The following is a 15,003-nucleotide window of genomic DNA, read 5'->3' as shown; positions in this document are numbered from 1 at the left end:
TCACCCCCGTACAGGAACGGTGGCCACCACGGTTTCAACTCCTGAAGGATCGATTCGTACATGGATGACACACACGTAAACGAGTTCTTCAACCAGACCCGCCTGCTGTCTGAAAGCAGCGGGTTTTCCGAACTGGTTTCACGCATCGCCCACCATTGCGCCGGCATGGCCGAGCCGCCGGACGCGCCCGTGGTCACCACCATCGATCCCAACGACCAGATGCTGCTGCATTCGGTGGCCGGACACCGGGATGCCGGGGCCGCGCTGGCGCAATACCATTCGATCGGCATCCAGCAGCATGCGCTGTTGAGCCAGATCATCCGGCTGACGCGCAAAGGGCAGGACACCCTGCGCGTCCTTGATTTCGCCTGCGGCCATGGCCGTGGCCTGCGTTTCATGACGGCGGGCCTGAAAAACATCGAACTTCATGCCTCGGAAATCCAGCTCGATGCGCTGGACTTCATCGAGCGTGAACTCGGCATCGACACCATCGCCTCCACCACGCACCCGTCCGACTTCAAGCATGAAGGCGATTTCGACCTGATCTGGGCCGCGTCGCTGTTCTCGCATCTGCCGGCCGAACTGTTCGCACCGTGGCTGGAGAAACTGCTGTCGATGCTGACGCCCACCGGCGTGCTGTGTTTCAGCACCAAGCCGATGGGCGATGCCGTGCCGGACGCCGACGGACTCCAGTTCGTGGGTGAAAGCGAGGTCACGCCACTGGATGCGGACAGCTACGGCACCACGCATGTCAGCGGCAATTACGTCGAACAGCTGGTGCGGCGTTACCGCCAGGATCTGACCTGTGTGCGGCTGGAACGCTGCCTTGCGCACGAACAGGATCTTTATCTGGTGAGCGGCGATGCGTCCCTCGATCTGCCATCAATCAAGAACAAGCTCGTGCGCGGGGCATGGGGCTGGCTGGATGTCCGCAAGGCCGATACGCACGGCAAACTCACGCTGGAAGGCTGGGCCGTGTCCTTCGATGAGAGCCATCCGTTGAACCATGTCCGGATCGCGCTGGGCGGCAATGAATTCCAGATCAGCACCGGCATTCCCCGGCCGGACGTGGCCGAAGCCTTCGGGCGACCGGATTTCGCCAACTGCGGCTGGCGCTGCGAACTGCGGATCGACGCGCCCGATTCCAGCAACCTGACGGTTCTGGCCGAAACCGACGCCTATTGGCATCTCATTTATTTCGGCCCGCTGGCGTCGTTGACGGGCTGAGTTCACGCCACAACCGCGGCCGCGCCAGACGCTCGTAGCGCGGCACCGCCGGAACATCGACATCGGCATCGGCATCGAGCAGCAGGTGAATGGCACCGTGCCGTGCGGTGTCGTCGAGCGCGATGCCGCGTTCGACATAGCGCGCCAGCACGTCCTCGCGCGGCAGGCCGAAGCGGTTGCGGTGACCGACACCGATCAGCGCGCGCTGCGGTGCCACCGCATCGATGAAAGCTTCCGATGACGAGGTCCGGCTGCCGTGGTGCGGCATCACCAGCACCTGCGCCGGCAGCGCGGATGGTTGTTCGCGCACCAGGCGCTGCTCGATCAGCTGGCCGATATCGCCGGGCAGCAACAGCAGGCCGCGCCCATCGGCCTCCAGCCGCAGCACGCAGGAACTGTCGTTGCCCAGATACGGGAAGTGCTCGGGCGGATGCAGTATCCGCAGTTGCAGGCCATCCAGCTCCCACGCCATGCCGGCCTCGCACGAGCGCTCACCTTGCTGCGGCTGGCCGCGCATCACCACCACCTGTTCCGGCGCATAGGCCCGCTTGACCGCATCCACACCACCGCTGTGGTCGTTGTCATCGTGACTGACGATCAACAGATTCAGCCGCGTCACGCCCAGCGCGCGCAGGGCCGGCACCACCGCCGCTTCGCCCATGTCCAGGCCGCCGGGAAAGGCCGGGCCGGCGTCGTACAGCACCGTGTGATCGGCGGTGCGCAACAACACCGAGAGCCCCTGCCCGACATCCAGCACGCTGACCATCACCTGCCCCGGCGCCGGACGTGGCAGCGCGGGGAACAGCAAGGGCGCGAACAGCAGCAACGCCAGCAGCTTGCCCGGCATGCCGCGTGGCAGCAGCAGCCAGAACGCACCGGCCAAAGCCAGCGCAAACGCCAGCGGGCCGGGTTCGGGCAGGTAGACCAGCGAGCCATGCAGGCCCGCGACCGGATCCAACAGCGCCCACACCGCCTGCATCAGCCAGGCCGACAGCTGGAACAGCCAGGCACCGGCACCCGCATGCACCAGTTCCAGCAGTGTCCCGGCCAGCGCCACCGGCACCACCCCCAGGCTCACCCCCGGCACCGCCAGCAGATTGCAGAGCGGCCCTGCCACCGACGCCTGACCGAAGAACCACACCGTCAGCGGCAACAGCCCCAGCGTCATCACGCCCTGCGCCGACACCAGACTGCGCCACCACCTGACTTCGACCAATGCGCGCGGCAGGCACCACAACAGCCAGGCCACGCCGAGGAACGACAGCCAGAATCCGGCATTGAGCACCGCCAGCGGATCGACCAGCAGCACCACGATCCAGGCCAGCGCAAAGGCCTGCACCGGATCGAAACGACGCCGCCACAACACCGCCAGCAACGCCGCGCCGATCATCAGCAGGGTGCGCACCGTCGGCAAGGCGAAGCCGGCCAGCGCGGTGTAGCCAGTCGCCGCCAGCAACGCCGCGAAAGCCGCCGCCTGCGGCAATGGCAGGCGCAGGCCAAGTGAAGGAAACAGCCGGTACGCAAGCCGTATCAGCAACGCGCCAAAGCCGGCCACCATGCCCACATGCAGACCGGAAATCGCGATCAGATGGGCGATGCCGGTGGCACGCAGCACATGCCAGTCATCGCCATCCAGCCCGCGCACATCACCCACCGCCAGCGCCTGCACGAAGCGCGCGCGTGGCGCATCGACCGCTTGCGCAATTGCATCGGAAATACGCAAGCGCAGTAGGTCAATACCGCCGCCGGGCGAAAGTTCGCGGTTGTCATCGCCATCGCGCACATAGCCGATCGCCGCGATGCGGTAATCCAGCGCATAACGCTCGTAATCGAAACCGCCCGGATTCAGGCTGCCACGCGGACGCTTGAGCCGCACCGCCAGCCGCCAGTGGCTGCCCGGTGCCGGAACGATTTCGCTGCGATACCAACCCAACCGCAGGCGTGCCCCTTCCAGCACCTGCGCGGCACCCTCGCCGCGCGTGACCACGAACTGGAAACGCAGCTGCCCCGGCGCGGCTTCCGGCAGATCGCGCACCCGGCCCTCGATAACCAGATCCTCGCCCTCCAGCTCCGGCGGCAGGCGCGCATCCATCACCCCGACTGCTACCAGCACCGCCCAGCCCAAGCCGATGCCCACGCCGGCCGGCAAGCGCCAGCGCGGACGCCACAGTAGCAGCACGATGCCCAGCGCCACAGCGCACCAGCACAGCCATCCCGGCAACGCCTGCGGCAGCGCCATCGCGGCCACAGCACCGGCACACAGACCGATGCCGAAGATGAGATCAAGACGTGGGGTCATGCCTGCATCGTCGGACACCTTGCCGATGCGGGCAATCCGTTTCACCCAGAACGTCCCGACTTGCTATAGGTCGGGCTGAGCAAAGCAATGCCCGATAGCGGAATCCCGGCACCGGCAATCACGCTCTCACGCAAACACCCTTGTGGCGTTGGGGTTCGCTGCGCTCACCCCGACCTATTCACAATTCGCCCGGAAACCACCCAGCTTCCCATAAGTCGGGCTGAGCGAAGCGATGTCCGACACCGGAATCCCGGCTGGCGCATTACACCTCGTCGGCTGCCAACTCTCTCAGGCGGCCGTTGGCCAGTTCCAGCGCGCGGTCCATGGTGCGTGCCAGGCGGCGGTCGTGGGTGACGAGCACGAAGCTGGTGCCGGCTTCGCGGTTCAGTTCCAGCATCAGCGCGTAGACCTGCGCGGCGGTCTTTTCGTCGAGATTGCCGGTCGGTTCGTCGCCGAGCACGCAGGCCGGGCGTGTGACCAGGGCGCGGGCCACCGCGCAGCGCTGGCGTTCGCCACCGGAAAGCTCGCCCGGCTTGTGCCCCAGCCGCGCGCCCAGGCCGACGCGCTCCAGCAACACGCGGGCGGCTTCTGCGGCTTCATGCTGCGGAGTGCGCCGGATCAGCAGCGGCATCATCACGTTTTCCAGCGCGGTGAACTCAGGCAGCAGGTGATGGAACTGGTAGATGAAACCCAGCGCGCGGTTGCGCAGCCGGCCGCGTGCGGCATTGGACAGCCGGCTCATTTCCTCGCCCTGCACGAACACATCGCCGCTGCTGGGCGTGTCCAGCCCGCCGAGGATATGCAGCAGCGTGCTCTTGCCGGCACCCGAGGCACCGACGATGGCGACGGTTTCGCCACGCGCCACCTGCAATTCCAGCCCATCGAACACCGGCGTGCGCAGATCGCCTTCGGCATAGATCTTGGAAAGCCCGTGGCACGCGAGCACGATCCCAGCCTGATCCGGTTCCCGATTCCCCATTCCCGATTCCCGGTTCTTATTCATAGCGCAGCGCCGCGGCAGGATCGGTGCGCGAGGCACGCCAGGCCGGGTACAGCGTGGCCAGCATGCACATCACGAACGCAATCGCGGTGATCGCCAGCAGGTTGTCGCTGCGCAGTTCGGTCGGCACCCCGCCGCTGATGTAGTAGACATCGGCCGGCATCAGCTCGAAGCCGAGGATGCGTTCGATGAAGTGCATCACGTGGTTGAGGTTCTTCGTCAGCACGATGCCACCGATGACGCCGGCGACGATGCCGATGACGCCGATCAGCGCCCCCTGCACCACGAACACCGCCATCACCGAACCCGGCGACAGGCCGAGCGTGCGCAGGATCGCAATATCGGCCTGCTTGTCGGTCACCAGCATGATCAGCGAGGACACCAGGTTGAACGCGGCCACCGCGACGATCAGCGACAGGATCACGAACATCACGCTCTTTTCCATCTGGATCGCGCGGAAGAAATTGGTGTGGTCACGCGCCCAGTCGCGCACCCGGTAGAAATCGCCCATGCGGTCGGCCAGATCGCGCGCCACATGCCAGGCCTGGAACATGTCGGTGAGTTTCAGGCGCACGCCGGTCACGCCCTCGCCCATGCGCAGCAGGCGTTGCGCGTCGGACAGATGGATGATCGCCATCTGCATGTCGTATTCCTGCATGCCGGCTTCGAAAATGCCGACCACGGTGAAGCGTTTCATCTGCGGTACCACGCCAACCGGCGTGCTGCGCGCCTCGGGCACCAGCACCGTCACCGCGTCCCCGATGTCCGCACCCAGCACCATCGCAAGTTCGGTGCCGATGACGATGCCGAAACCGCCGGGGGTCAGGTCATCCAGCGCGCCGGCCTTCATCTTTTCGCCCAGCTCGGACACCGTCGGTTCCAGCGCCGGCTCGACGCCGCGCAACAGCGCGCCCTGGCTGCGCAGGCCGGTGATCAGCGATTCGCGTTCGATATAGGGCGCTGCACCCAGCACGCGCGGATCGGACTGCGCCAGCTCCAGCGCGCGTGGCCAGTCGCGCAGATCTTCGCCGGCGCCGCTGATCGTGGCGTGCGCCACCATGCCCAGGATGCGGCTGCGCAATTCGGTCTCGAAGCCGTTCATCACCGAGATCGTCGCGACCAGCGCCACCACACCCAGCGCGATACCCAGCATCGACACCAGCGAGATGAAGGAAATAAAGCGGTTGCGTCGTTTGGCGCGGGTGTAGCGCAGCCCGATCGCCAGTTCCAGCGGTCTGATCATCCAGAACCCGTCATGCCAGTGGAGGAAGCGGCAGGGCGGCGCCCTGCCGGGTCGCGCAGTGTAGCGGCATGTCGCCGCAACCAGAGCCGGATATCACGCCGCAGCGCTCGCGGCAGGCTGTCGCCGGCCCAGGGCAGGTGTATTCGGCGGCCATCGCTTTCCAGAACCAGCACCCCGAGCGGACCACGCTCGTGCAGCGCCAGCAGCTCGACCGGCCGCGAATTTCCGTTCACATCCTGCTGCACCGCAGTGCCATCACCGCGCAATACCAGCTCCAGCGGCAGGCCACGACGCAGCCCGCGCCAGCCCAGCACGGCAAACAGTGGCAGCAGCATCAAAACCCAGCGCGGCAGGGCAGAAAGCCACAGCGCCACCCCTGCTGCCAGTACCAGCAACAGCAAGACCACCGTCAGAACCGATGAAGGCGGCAACAGGAAACGGATCGGCGGTGCGGACGAGCGGATCATGTGGAATACCGGCATTCCAGTCCGTGCGGCAGCCGCTCTTTCAGCAATATGCGCTGTGATCGCAGGCGGTCATGCGTGTTCGTCAGCCGGGCTGCACCGCCGCTGCGGGCGGTTACGCCGCTCACATTGTGAAGGTGGGTTTTTCGCCGCTGAGCATGCCGGCCAGATGCGTCTCGATCTTGCCGCGTACCATTTCGCCTTCAGGCGAATCGTTGAACTGCACCCCGATGCCGGCGGTGCGGTTGCCCTGCGCGCCGGCAGGCGTGACCCAGACCACGCGCCCGGCCACCGGCAGGCGTTCCTTGTCGTCCAGCAGGGTCAGCATCACGAAGATTTCATCGCCCAAGCTGTAGCGCTTGGGCGTGGGCACGAAAATGCCGCCGCCTTTCAGGAACGGCATATAGGCTCCGTAAAGCTGGCTTTTTTCCTTGATCGCCAACGACAGGACACCCTGTCGGGCAGAGCCGGCGCCTGGCAACATGGCAAGGTCCCCTGAACGCGTGAGTGCGGCATCTTAGAGCGGAGCGGCGGCATCGGTCCAGCGATATGCTGCGCGATCAGTCCGCCAGACGTTGCCAGCCGATCAGCAATTCGGCCAGTTGCAGATCCTGCCGCAACGGGCTGTCCAGGCCGCGCAGGGTGCGGGCGCAGGCATCGAACCAGTCGCCCAGCGCTTCAACCGGCGGCAGCACGGAAAGACCAGCCGCCGCCAGTGCATCCGGGCGCGGCGCACCGGCGCGTTGCGCCAGATGGTCGCGCACCAGTTCGCCGGAAAAACGCAGGCGCAGCGCCGGCCGATCCTCCATCCAGGCGGCGGCCAGCTCGGCCACACCGGCGCGCTGCTGCGCCAAGGCCGCCAGATCCGCAGCCACGGCCTGGCGCAGCCTGATGCCGTCTTCGGCCAGATACTGTTCGGCCAGGCCGGGATTTCCCTGCGCTGCTTCCAGCGCCTGCTGCGCCACGACGGGCGCATGACCCTGCGCCTGCAACCAAGCCAGCGCTTCAGCCACAGGCGGAATTTCCAGCCGCAGCCATTGGCAACGGCTGCGGATCGTGGCCGGAAGGCGCTGCGGCCGATCCGCGATCAGGATCAGGGTGCGGCCGGCAGGCGGTTCTTCCAGGGTTTTCAGCAATGCATTGAAGGCATTGCGGTTCATCGCCTCGGCCGGATACACCAGCGCCACCTGGCCAGCGGCGATCTGCGGCGTCAGCACCAGTTTTTCACCCAGCCGCCGTACCTGCGTGATCAGGATTTCCTTGCGCAGTTCCTTGGTTTTTTCGTTGATCTCGAAAGTTTCTTCGATCAGGTCCGGGTGCGTACCCGCGGCGATCAGCGTGCAATTTCGGCACTGGCCGCAGGCATCGCCGCCAGCCGGCGTGCTGCACATCAGCCGATGGGCAAGACGACGTGCCAGTGCCAGCTTCCCCAGCCCGGCCGGACCGCCCACCAGCAGCGCATGCGGCAGCCGTCCTGCATCCAGCGCAACGATGGCCTGGGCGTAGGCGCGCTGCTGCCAGGGCGTCGGCATGTCGGCACTCATGCCCCTGCTCCGAACCAGCCATCCAGCGCCGCATCCAGCGCCGCGCGCACCTGCTCGACCGGCTGCGAGGCATCGATCACGCGCCAGCGCGCCGGTTCTTCCGCGACGCGACGGCGATAAGCACTGCGCACGCGTTCGAAGAATCCATCACTTTCATTCTCGATCCGGTCCGCCGGGCCGCGCCCCCGTGCGCGCGCCAGACCCTGGTCGATCGGCAGATCCAGCAGCAGGCTCAGATCCGGCTTGATGCCGCAGGCCCAGCGTTCAAGTTCGGCGATGCGGCCGGCATCGATGCCACGCCCGCCGCCCTGATAGGCGAAGCTGGCATCGGTGAAACGGTCGCTCAGCACCACCGCGCCGCGCGCCAGCGCCGGCCGGATGGTTTCACGCACCAGTTGCGCGCGCGAGGCGAACATCAGCAGCAGCTCGGTTTCGGCGCACAGGCCGGCATGGGCCGGGTCCAGCAGTACCTTGCGGATCGCTTCACCGGTCGCGGTACCGCCGGGTTCACGCACCTGCACCAGTTCCACGCCACGCGCCGCGATACGCGCGGCCAGATGCGCCATCGCGGTCGACTTGCCCGCACCCTCGCCGCCTTCCAGCGTGATCAGCCGGCCCGTCATTGCCCGCGCATCCTGCGGCGGTATTCGGCCACTGCACGGTTGTGCTCCTGCAATGTGCGCGAAAACACGTGCCCGCCGGTGCCGCGCGCGACGAAATACAGCGTGTCGCCCGGCGCCGGATCCAGCGCGGCCTTGATCGAGGCCCGCCCCGGCAGCGCGATCGGCGTCGGCGGCAGGCCGGCGCGGGTATAGGTGTTGTGCGGCGTGTCTGCATCCAGATGACGGCGCAGCAGCGGACCGGAGAAATCCGGGCCCAGGCCATAGATCACGGTGGGGTCGGTCTGCAGCCGCATACCCAGCTTGAGCCGGCGCACGAACACACCGGCAACTTCGCCACGTTCCTCCGGCAGGCCGGTTTCCTTTTCGATGATCGAAGCCAGCACCAGCGCCTCGTAGGGCGACGCCAGCGGCAGGCCGGCCTGGCGCGCATCCCAGGCATCTCCCAGCGCCTTGCGCAGGGCATCGTGGGCGCGCCGTAGCAGTTGCGCATCGGTGGTGCCGCGGGTGAAGTGGTAGGTCTCGGGCAGGAAAAGCCCTTCCGGCGACACCTGTCCGCTGGCACCTTCAATCATGCTGTCGATGCCAGCCTGGGCCAGCAGTTCGTTTTCGGATACGCCGGCCAGGGTCTGCACCAGCACCGGGTCCTGCGCCAGCGCCAGGCGCAATTCGTGAACGGTCCAGCCTTCGACCAGGGTGAAGCGATGCTGGATGACCTGCCCGCGCGCGAGTTTTTCCAGCAATGTCAGCGGCGTCAGTCGCGGCCCGACTTCGTATTCGCCAGCCTGGATCGTGGCCTTGTGCTGCCATGCCAGCGCCCGCCAGTAGAGCTCGTGCACGCCACCGTCGACGCCCTGCTGCTGCAATTGCCCGACCACGCCGCGGAAGCCCTGCCCACGCGGGATGTCGATGATGCGCACCTGCCCGTCAGTGGCCAGCGGGGCATGGGTGAAGCGCTGGTAATCCTGGTACAGCCAGGCGCCGGCCGCCGCTGCAGCAAGCAGCGCGAGCAGCAGGAACAGCAGCAGCAGGCGCCAGATGCGGCGGCCTCCGGTGGAGGACGCGGAACTCATCGGCGGCTCCGATCAGGCGCGGGCGCAAACGCCGGCAACAGCAAAAAGACGGGGAAAGGCATGATGCAAGGATACCCGAGGCTCAGCCTTGCAGCCCGAAGGCACGCATCAATCCGCGCGCCTTGGCCCGGGTTTCGGCCAGTTCTTCTTCCGGCTGCGAATCGGCCACGATGCCGGCGCCGGCGCGGAACGTCGCGTGCCCATCCTGCAGCGTGAGGGTGCGGATCAGGATGTTCAGATCCATCCTGCCGTCATGGCCCAGCCAGCCGAATGATCCGGTATAGGCGCCACGGCCCTGGCCTTCCAGCTCGGCAATGATCTGCATGCAGCGCACCTTGGGGCAGCCGGTGATGGTGCCGCCGGGGAATACCGCGCGCAGCACCTGGCCCGGCGTCACCTCCGGCCGCAGCCGGCCGCGCACATTGGACACGATGTGATGCACGTGGGTGTAGCTTTCCACCGCCATCAGCTCATCGACTTCAACGCTGCCGGGCTGGCAGATGCGGCCCAGATCGTTGCGTTCCAGATCGATCAGCATGATGTGCTCGGCACGCTCCTTCGGGTGCTCGACCAACTCGCGGATGCGTGCGTCCTCGTCATCGCCGGACAGGCGCGGCCGGGTGCCGGCAATCGGGCGGGTTTCCACGTATCCGCCCTGCACCGCCGCCAGCCGTTCGGGCGAGGAGCTGGCGATGGCCCAGTCATCCCAGACCAGCAGGCCGGCAAACGGTGCCGGATTGGCGCGGCGCAGCGCCGCATAGACATCGGCCGCGCTGCACTGCGGGGCCAGTTGCAGTTCCCAGCGACGCGACAGGTTGACCTGGAAGACGTCGCCGGCGGCGATGTAATCCAGCGCGTGGCGCACCGCACCGAGAAACTCCGTATCCGGCGCCTCATGCACGGCCAGCACCACCGGCTGCGTGGCATCGCTGGCCGATGCGGCCGTGTCGCAATCTGCATCAAGCGCCACGATATCGGCCTGCATCTGCTCCAGCAGCGCCTGCTGCCCGGCCTCGGCCACCAGCCACGCCGCGCCTTCACGCCGGTCCACGATCAGCGCCGCAGGGCAACGCAACGCCAGCGCCAGCGGCAAACGGTCAGGCGCCGGCGGCAATTCCAGCACCGGTTCGACCACGGCAGCGAATTCGTAGGAAAAATACAGCGCCCAGCCCCCGGTGAACGGCAGGTCAGCAGCTTCATCCGCTGCCGCATTGCGGCCCGCACGCCAGGCGGCATCCAGCACTTCGGCAAAATCACCAACCTGCGCTTCACCTTCCAGATCACGGACCACGCCATCGCGATCCAGGCGCAACCCGGATTGCGGGAACGCCAGCAACAGGTCGTATCGCCCACGCACCGGCTCGAACGCGGCGCTTTCCATCAGCAATGGATAGCGGCCTGGATTGCGACGCTGCAAGGCGAGCGGATCGATGGGACGTGGGAGCCGGACACTCAACACGATGCTATTCCCCGGCTCCATATCTGCAGGCGTATCCGCAGCAGTGCAAGGATCAATGCAATCGCAGGGACCAACCAGATCAGCGTCATGACCACCACGATCATGATGGTGCCCGGAGAATCGACATATATCGGGTCATCCACCACGAACGCGATCAGATTGGCAAGGATGCGCGGCCCCATGAAACCGAGCACCGCCAGTGGCGGAATAAAGGAAAGCAGCCAACTGACTCGTGATTTCATCGCCACGCCCAGCGTCGCCGCGCAGTACAACAAGGTGATCACCCAGAAGGAAAGCGCAGCGCCCACAGGCATCCGCCCTGCCCCGAACATCGCAAACACAAGCCAGCACAGACACCAAAGCCCCTGGAGCCAGAGCAGGAGTCTCATCCGATCTGAACCTCACAAAGTAACGCCACGGATACCTGTGCCTTCGGGCTGCATGCGGCGAAAGTCCTCTCCCCCGTGCACGGGGGAGAGGGAGCACATCATGCGGGTGCCATTGAAGAGCCGCACCACAGCGGGAGAGCAGGGAATCCTCAGATCCGCCGGAACACCAGCGATCCGTTGGTGCCACCAAAACCGAAGCCGTTGGACATCGCCGCCTCGACCTTTGCTTCGCGTGCCTGGTTCGGCACGTAGTCCAGATCGCAACCTTCGCCCGGCTCGTCCAGATTGATGGTCGGCGGGATCAGCCCGTGGTGCAGTGCCAGCACGGTGAAGATCGCTTCCACGCCGCCGGCGGCACCCAGCAGATGGCCGGTCATCGACTTGGTCGAGGACACCATCAAGCGCTGCGCGTGATCGCCGAAGGCGCTCTTGATCGCCAGGGTTTCACCCAGATCGCCCAGCGGCGTGGAGGTGCCGTGCGCGTTGAGGTAACCGATGGCCTCGGGCGCCAGACCGGCATCGCGCAGCGCCAACACCATGCAGCGCGCCGCGCCCTCGCCGCTCTCGGCCGGCGCGGTCATGTGGTAAGCGTCGGAACTGGCGCCGAAGCCGGCCAGTTCGCAGTAGATGCGCGCGCCACGCGCCTTGGCGTGTTCGTATTCTTCAAGGATCAGGATGCCGGCGCCATCGCCCAGCACGAAGCCGTCGCGCTCGCGGTCCCACGGGCGCGAAGCGCGCGTCGGCTCATCGTTGCGCGTGGACATCGCCTTCATCGCGCAGAAGCCGCCCATCGAGGTCGGCGAGGAGCCGCGCTCGGCGCCGCCGGCGACCATGACATCGGCATCGCCGTGCTGGATCAGGCGCATCGCGGTGCCGATGGAATGATTGGACGTGGCACAGGCCGACACCGCCGAAAAATTCGGCCCCTTGATGCCATTCAGGATGCTGATCTGGCCCGGCAGCATGTTGATGATGGTGCTGGGCACATAGAACGGGGAAATCTTGCGGACACCCCCTTCGTGATATTTGATCGAGGTTTCCTCGATGCCGAGGATGCCGCCGATGCCCGAGCCGACAATCGCGCCGATGCGTTCGGCGTTGGCTTCGGTGATCTCCAGACCCGAATCGGCCAGCGCCATCGCGGAGGCGGCCACACCGTAGTGGATGAACGGGTCCATCTTTTTCGCGTCCTTCGGTGAAACGAAGGCGCTGATATCGAAATCCCGCACTTCGCCGGCAATGCGCGTGGCGAAGCTGGATGCGTCGAAACCGGTAACCGGCCCGATGCCGGAGCGGCCCTGGGTGATGGACTCCCAGGCGGCGGCGACGGTGTTGCCGACGGGTGAAACGATGCCAAGGCCGGTGACGACGACACGACGCTGGGTCATGGGGCTCTCCTCAATAGGGCTGGGATGCCGGCTTTCCGGGGCCGCCACGGCCGGCACGGGGCCGGTACAAGCGGCCCCGGACTGGCTTGCTGGATCAGGACTTGACGTGGGCCGTCACGTAGTCGATCGCCTGCTGCACGCTGGTGATCTTCTCCGCTTCCTCATCCGGAATCTCGCACTCGAACTCTTCTTCCAGCGCCATCACGAGTTCGACCGTGTCGAGGGAATCCGCGCCCAGATCGTCGACGAACGAGGCGTTGGCGGTGACGTCTTCCTCCTTCACGCCCAGCTGGTCCACGACAATCTTCTTGACACGCTCTTCGATGCTGCTCATTGGTTCTAAACCTCCGGGAAAAAGCCCGCGCATTGTAGTGGACGCCGACGAGGCGAGCCAGCCGCCGGCGCATTGGAACTGTGGCCGGGCGCACGGGGTGCGCCCGCGCCGGTAAATCAGGGCATGTACATGCCGCCATTGACGTGCAGGGTTTCACCGGTGACATACGCTGCCGCCGGGGATACCAGGAACAACACCGCATTGGCCACGTCCTGCGGCGCACCCAGACGGCCCAGCGCGATCTGGCCCAGCATCGCCTGGCGCGCGTCCTCGGGCAGGTCGCGGGTCATGTCGGTTTCGATGAAGCCCGGCGCCACCACGTTGACGGTGACGCCACGGCTGCCGATTTCCTTGGCCAGCGACTTGGAGAAGCCGATGATGCCGGCCTTGGCCGCAGCGTAATTGGCCTGGCCGGCATTGCCGGTCACACCGATCACCGAGGCGATGTTGACGATACGGCCATGGCGCGCCTTCATCATGCCGCGCATCACCGCCTTGGACGTGCGGTAGACGCTGGTCAGGTTGGTGTCGATGATCGCCTGCCAGTCCTCGTCCTTCATCCGCATCAGCAGATTGTCGCGGGTGATGCCGGCGTTGTTGACCAGGATTGACAGCGTGCCGAACTCCTTGCCGATGTCGGCCAGCAGCGCCTCCACGGCGGCCGCGTCGTTGACATCCAGCACACGGCCGGCGCCGTCATGCGCCGCCAGACGTGCGGAAATGGCCTGCGCCCCGGCTTCGGACGTGGCGGTGCCGATCACGCGCGCGCCTTGCGCCGCCAGCGTGTCGGCGATCGCCGCACCAATGCCGCGGCTGGCACCGGTGACCAGTGCGATCTCGCCTTTCAGTACATCACTCATTGCACCCACGCCTCCAAAGCTGCATCAAAATCGGCCGGTTCGCCCAGCGCCCGTACCTCGATCTGCTTGTCGATGCGTCGTGCCAGGCCGGTCAGCACCTTGCCCGGACCGCATTCGGCGATACGGGTGGTACCGGCGGCGGCCAGCGCCTGGACGCAGGCAGTCCATTGCACCGGCTGGTACAGCTGCCGCACCAATGCGTCCAGGATCGACCCGATGCCGTCATGCACCCGGGCATCGACATTCTGCACCACCGGGATGTTCGGCGTTTGCCAGGACAGCCCGCGCATCGCTTCCATCAGGCGGTTGGCCTCGTCGCGCATCAGCGGCGTATGCGAAGGCACGCTGACCGCCAGTTTGACGGTCTTGCGCACGCCGCGCTCGGCCAGCAGGGCCAGCGCGCGGTCGACCGCTTCGACATGGCCGCCAATGACGATCTGTCCGGGCGAGTTGAAATTGGCCGGTACCACCACCTGGGACTGAGCGGCGGCTTCGCAGACTTCGCGCACCAGTTCCTCTTCGGCACCGATCACCGCCGCCATCGCGCCACTGCCATCCGGCGTGGCGCCCTGCATCAGCTGGCCGCGCAGGCGTACCAGATGCGCACCCTGGCCGAGCGACAACGCGCCCGCGGCCACCAGCGCGCTGTATTCGCCCAGGCTATGCCCGGCAAGACGCGCCGGACGCTCTCCACCGCAGGCCAGCCACACACGCCACAGCGCGATGCTGGCCGCGAGCAGCGCCGGCTGGGTGTATTCAGTTCGGTTCAACTGCGCTTCCGGCCCCTGCTGCGACAGCGCCCACAGGTCCACGCCGGCGCCTTCGGACGCTTCGGCGAAGGTCTCGCGGATCACCGGGTACAGGTCGGCAAAGCCCGACAGCATGCCCAGCGACTGCGAGCCCTGGCCTGGAAACACGAATGCCAGCGAATCAGACATGACGACCCCGTTGCCAAAGGGCGGCGATGATAAGGCAGACCGCGCACGAACGTCTGTACTGCGGCGTAGGGTACAGCCCGGAACATGCATCCTGACGGTGGCCGGAACCCGCTGCGACAGGTGCCCGAAGCACCTTGAAAACAGCGCATCAACCGTGCAGCCGTT

The 15,003-nt window shown here is 66.3% G+C and carries 15 protein-coding genes; 1 reads left to right on the top strand and 14 read right to left on the bottom strand.

The features are described 5' to 3' along the window. Positions 1-60 precede the first annotated feature (60 nt). On the top strand, positions 61-1,227 hold the full coding sequence (locus tag WDB66_RS02690; RefSeq protein ID WP_339396929.1) for a class I SAM-dependent methyltransferase: 1,167 nt from the start codon (positions 61-63) through the stop codon (positions 1,225-1,227). Here WDB66_RS02690 and WDB66_RS02685 read toward each other — a convergent pair. The 14 genes from WDB66_RS02685 to fabD form a co-directional block, all read right to left on the bottom strand. Then, complete coding sequence (locus WDB66_RS02685; protein WP_339396927.1) at positions 1,190-3,571, bottom strand: DNA internalization-related competence protein ComEC/Rec2; 2,382 nt, start codon at positions 3,569-3,571, stop codon at positions 1,190-1,192. The genes WDB66_RS02690 and WDB66_RS02685 overlap by 38 nt on opposite strands. A gap of 217 nt (positions 3,572-3,788) precedes the next feature. Continuing rightward, entirely contained in the window at positions 3,789-4,505 is a 717-nt protein-coding gene (gene lolD / locus WDB66_RS02680; RefSeq protein WP_489670809.1) for a lipoprotein-releasing ABC transporter ATP-binding protein LolD, read from the bottom strand. A 16-nt stretch (positions 4,506-4,521) separates the two neighbouring features. Beyond that, positions 4,522-5,769 carry a lipoprotein-releasing ABC transporter permease subunit gene (locus WDB66_RS02675; RefSeq protein WP_339396923.1) on the bottom strand — a complete coding sequence of 416 codons (1,248 nt, stop codon included), beginning with the start codon at positions 5,767-5,769 and terminating at the stop codon, positions 4,522-4,524. Then, entirely contained in the window at positions 5,766-6,236 is a 471-nt protein-coding gene (locus WDB66_RS02670) for a hypothetical protein (RefSeq protein ID WP_339396921.1), read from the bottom strand. Before WDB66_RS02670 ends, WDB66_RS02675 begins: the two co-directional genes overlap by 4 nt. A gap of 121 nt (positions 6,237-6,357) precedes the next feature. Continuing rightward, positions 6,358-6,717 carry a PilZ domain-containing protein gene (locus tag WDB66_RS02665; RefSeq protein ID WP_339396919.1) on the bottom strand — a complete coding sequence of 120 codons (360 nt, stop codon included), beginning with the start codon at positions 6,715-6,717 and terminating at the stop codon, positions 6,358-6,360. A gap of 76 nt (positions 6,718-6,793) precedes the next feature. Further along, complete coding sequence (holB, locus tag WDB66_RS02660) at positions 6,794-7,777, bottom strand: DNA polymerase III subunit delta' (protein ID WP_339396917.1); 984 nt, start codon at positions 7,775-7,777, stop codon at positions 6,794-6,796. Further along, positions 7,774-8,400, bottom strand: a complete 627-nt coding sequence (tmk, locus tag WDB66_RS02655) for a dTMP kinase (protein ID WP_339396915.1) — start codon at positions 8,398-8,400, stop codon at positions 7,774-7,776. The genes holB and tmk overlap by 4 nt, the downstream gene beginning before the upstream one ends. Beyond that, positions 8,397-9,470, bottom strand: coding sequence for an endolytic transglycosylase MltG (mltG, locus tag WDB66_RS02650; protein WP_339396913.1), 1,074 nt, complete (start codon positions 9,468-9,470; stop codon positions 8,397-8,399). Before mltG ends, tmk begins: the two co-directional genes overlap by 4 nt. An 82-nt stretch (positions 9,471-9,552) precedes the next feature. After that, positions 9,553-10,950: an aminodeoxychorismate synthase component I gene (locus tag WDB66_RS02645; RefSeq protein ID WP_339396911.1), complete on the bottom strand. Its 1,398-nt coding sequence runs from the start codon at positions 10,948-10,950 to the stop codon at positions 9,553-9,555. Next, positions 10,923-11,318, bottom strand: coding sequence for a hypothetical protein (locus WDB66_RS02640; RefSeq protein WP_339396909.1), 396 nt, complete (start codon positions 11,316-11,318; stop codon positions 10,923-10,925). The genes WDB66_RS02645 and WDB66_RS02640 overlap by 28 nt, the downstream gene beginning before the upstream one ends. Before the next feature lie 149 nt (positions 11,319-11,467). Then, positions 11,468-12,706 carry a beta-ketoacyl-ACP synthase II gene (gene fabF / locus WDB66_RS02635; RefSeq protein WP_339396907.1) on the bottom strand — a complete coding sequence of 413 codons (1,239 nt, stop codon included), beginning with the start codon at positions 12,704-12,706 and terminating at the stop codon, positions 11,468-11,470. A 94-nt stretch (positions 12,707-12,800) separates the two neighbouring features. Beyond that, the gene (gene acpP, locus WDB66_RS02630; protein ID WP_339396905.1) at positions 12,801-13,040 is read right to left on the bottom strand and encodes an acyl carrier protein; all 240 of its coding nucleotides are present in this window, start codon (positions 13,038-13,040) and stop codon (positions 12,801-12,803) included. Positions 13,041-13,156: 116 nt separating this feature from the next. Continuing rightward, positions 13,157-13,900, bottom strand: coding sequence for a 3-oxoacyl-ACP reductase FabG (gene fabG, locus WDB66_RS02625; protein ID WP_339396903.1), 744 nt, complete (start codon positions 13,898-13,900; stop codon positions 13,157-13,159). Next, the gene (fabD, locus tag WDB66_RS02620; RefSeq protein ID WP_339396901.1) at positions 13,897-14,838 is read right to left on the bottom strand and encodes an ACP S-malonyltransferase; all 942 of its coding nucleotides are present in this window, start codon (positions 14,836-14,838) and stop codon (positions 13,897-13,899) included. The genes fabG and fabD overlap by 4 nt, the downstream gene beginning before the upstream one ends. Positions 14,839-15,003 lie beyond the last annotated feature (165 nt).

It is taken from the genome of Denitratimonas organivorans, assembly GCF_037478135.1.
Classification (GTDB): domain Bacteria; phylum Pseudomonadota; class Gammaproteobacteria; order Xanthomonadales; family Xanthomonadaceae; genus Denitratimonas.
Note: the sequence above shows the minus strand (reverse complement) of the source record. Positions and strands in the feature narration are given on the sequence as shown.

Bases quoted from the DNA above. Each gene is read 5' to 3' on its own strand.
- acpP (WP_339396905.1), bottom strand. From the start codon at position 13,040: ATGAGCAGCATCGAAGAGCGTGTCAAGAAGATTGTCGTGGACCAGCTG.
- fabF (WP_339396907.1), bottom strand. From the start codon at position 12,706: ATGACCCAGCGTCGTGTCGTCGTCACCGGCCTTGGCATCGTTTCACCC.
- WDB66_RS02645 (WP_339396911.1), bottom strand. From the start codon at position 10,950: ATGGAGCCGGGGAATAGCATCGTGTTGAGTGTCCGGCTCCCACGTCCC.
- fabG (WP_339396903.1), bottom strand. From the start codon at position 13,900: ATGAGTGATGTACTGAAAGGCGAGATCGCACTGGTCACCGGTGCCAGC.
- lolD (WP_489670809.1), bottom strand. From the start codon at position 4,505: ATGGGGAATCGGGAACCGGATCAGGCTGGGATCGTGCTCGCGTGCCAC.
- WDB66_RS02670 (WP_339396921.1), bottom strand. From the start codon at position 6,236: ATGATCCGCTCGTCCGCACCGCCGATCCGTTTCCTGTTGCCGCCTTCA.
- holB (WP_339396917.1), bottom strand. From the start codon at position 7,777: ATGAGTGCCGACATGCCGACGCCCTGGCAGCAGCGCGCCTACGCCCAG.
- WDB66_RS02675 (WP_339396923.1), bottom strand. From the start codon at position 5,769: ATGATCAGACCGCTGGAACTGGCGATCGGGCTGCGCTACACCCGCGCC.
- WDB66_RS02665 (WP_339396919.1), bottom strand. From the start codon at position 6,717: ATGTTGCCAGGCGCCGGCTCTGCCCGACAGGGTGTCCTGTCGTTGGCG.
- mltG (WP_339396913.1), bottom strand. From the start codon at position 9,470: ATGAGTTCCGCGTCCTCCACCGGAGGCCGCCGCATCTGGCGCCTGCTG.
- fabD (WP_339396901.1), bottom strand. From the start codon at position 14,838: ATGTCTGATTCGCTGGCATTCGTGTTTCCAGGCCAGGGCTCGCAGTCG.
- WDB66_RS02640 (WP_339396909.1), bottom strand. From the start codon at position 11,318: ATGAGACTCCTGCTCTGGCTCCAGGGGCTTTGGTGTCTGTGCTGGCTT.
- WDB66_RS02690 (WP_339396929.1), top strand. From the start codon at position 61: ATGGATGACACACACGTAAACGAGTTCTTCAACCAGACCCGCCTGCTG.
- tmk (WP_339396915.1), bottom strand. From the start codon at position 8,400: ATGACGGGCCGGCTGATCACGCTGGAAGGCGGCGAGGGTGCGGGCAAG.